Origin of the sequence: Xanthovirga aplysinae (assembly GCF_009711365.1) — a bacterium.
Classification (GTDB): domain Bacteria; phylum Bacteroidota; class Bacteroidia; order Cytophagales; family Cyclobacteriaceae; genus Xanthovirga; species Xanthovirga aplysinae.
Window position 1 is genome coordinate 1 of sequence record NZ_SMMB01000301.1, and the last position, 1,041, is coordinate 1,041.

Here is a 1,041-nt window from a genome sequence, read left to right on the forward strand (position 1 = left end):
ATGGAAGAAAACACCTCACCAGAATAGAGATTATGTTACGATAAGAATTGCAGGAGAAAGGAAAATAATTTTATCTATTATTTCAGTTTCAAACTCAAATTTCCCATTGACACATCAATGGAGAAGGACATGGCCTTTTCAGGTTCTTCTAGGTAAGCATTACTGGCATAAACATCATCCTCAATCTTTTCGAGGCTTTTAGGTAGTTTAATCCGACAGAGGGGAGAACCCTTTAAATAAACTATGAAAGGAAGGTCTTTAGAAGGAAGAAGTATTTCGAGGGTTCCAGCTCCAACCATGGCATGCACCTCACTAGAATCCATTAATTCATCTGTAAAATCAAGACTTAATTTCCCCAAACCCACTTTAGCGATAATGTGTCTGGCCCTTGAAAGATTTAATCTTTTAATTTTAACTGCACCCAATTCCACCTTTATCATAAAGGTATCCATAACAATCGGGTTTATTTCTTCTGGTTGGTATTCCATCTGTATTGTAGCACTTCCTGTTTCCAACATAAAGTTTTCCACAGGTACAGAAGAAAGATCAATATTTGCCATTCCGATGGCATAATCAAGATCCATTCGATAAGCATAATTTCGGCATAGAACGACTTGCCATTGACCATCCTTTTCTGGAGAATGCCAACCTAACAAACTATTTCCTATTCCCTTATCCTCGTCATCCTTCACCTCAAAGATACAATAACAAACCTTATTACCATTTTGATAATCGAAATTAGGTGAATATTCGTCAGTGGTTTCGCCCTTAATGTTTAGTGGATAATAATGCTCTTCTACTCCATTGAGAAAGGTTTCCGGAGTAATAGTCCACATTCCAGAAGAGGCTTTTAAATTAAAATCAACTCTTTTGGACTCTACCTGTTCATCTTTTAGGTAAAATTGATATTTCTGTTGAGCCTCCAACCGGACTTCAAAAAACAAAATTAATATTCCGATAAAAAATAAACGATGCATACTTTTTGACAACGAAGGTACCTTTTACTAGGTTACACTTTTCTTTTTTTGACCGAAGGAAAAA

Annotated in this window: 1 protein-coding gene; it reads right to left on the reverse strand. The window is 36.0% G+C overall.

The genetic code is table 11. The features are described 5' to 3' along the window. Positions 1-77: 77 nt before the first annotated feature. Positions 78-977 carry a hypothetical protein gene (locus E1171_RS00850; RefSeq protein WP_155203167.1) on the reverse strand — a complete coding sequence of 300 codons (900 nt, stop codon included), beginning with the start codon at positions 975-977 and terminating at the stop codon, positions 78-80. Between the last annotated feature and the right edge of the window lie 64 nt (positions 978-1,041).

Bases quoted from the DNA above. Each gene is read 5' to 3' on its own strand.
- E1171_RS00850 (WP_155203167.1), bottom strand. From the start codon at position 977: ATGCATCGTTTATTTTTTATCGGAATATTAATTTTGTTTTTTGAAGTC.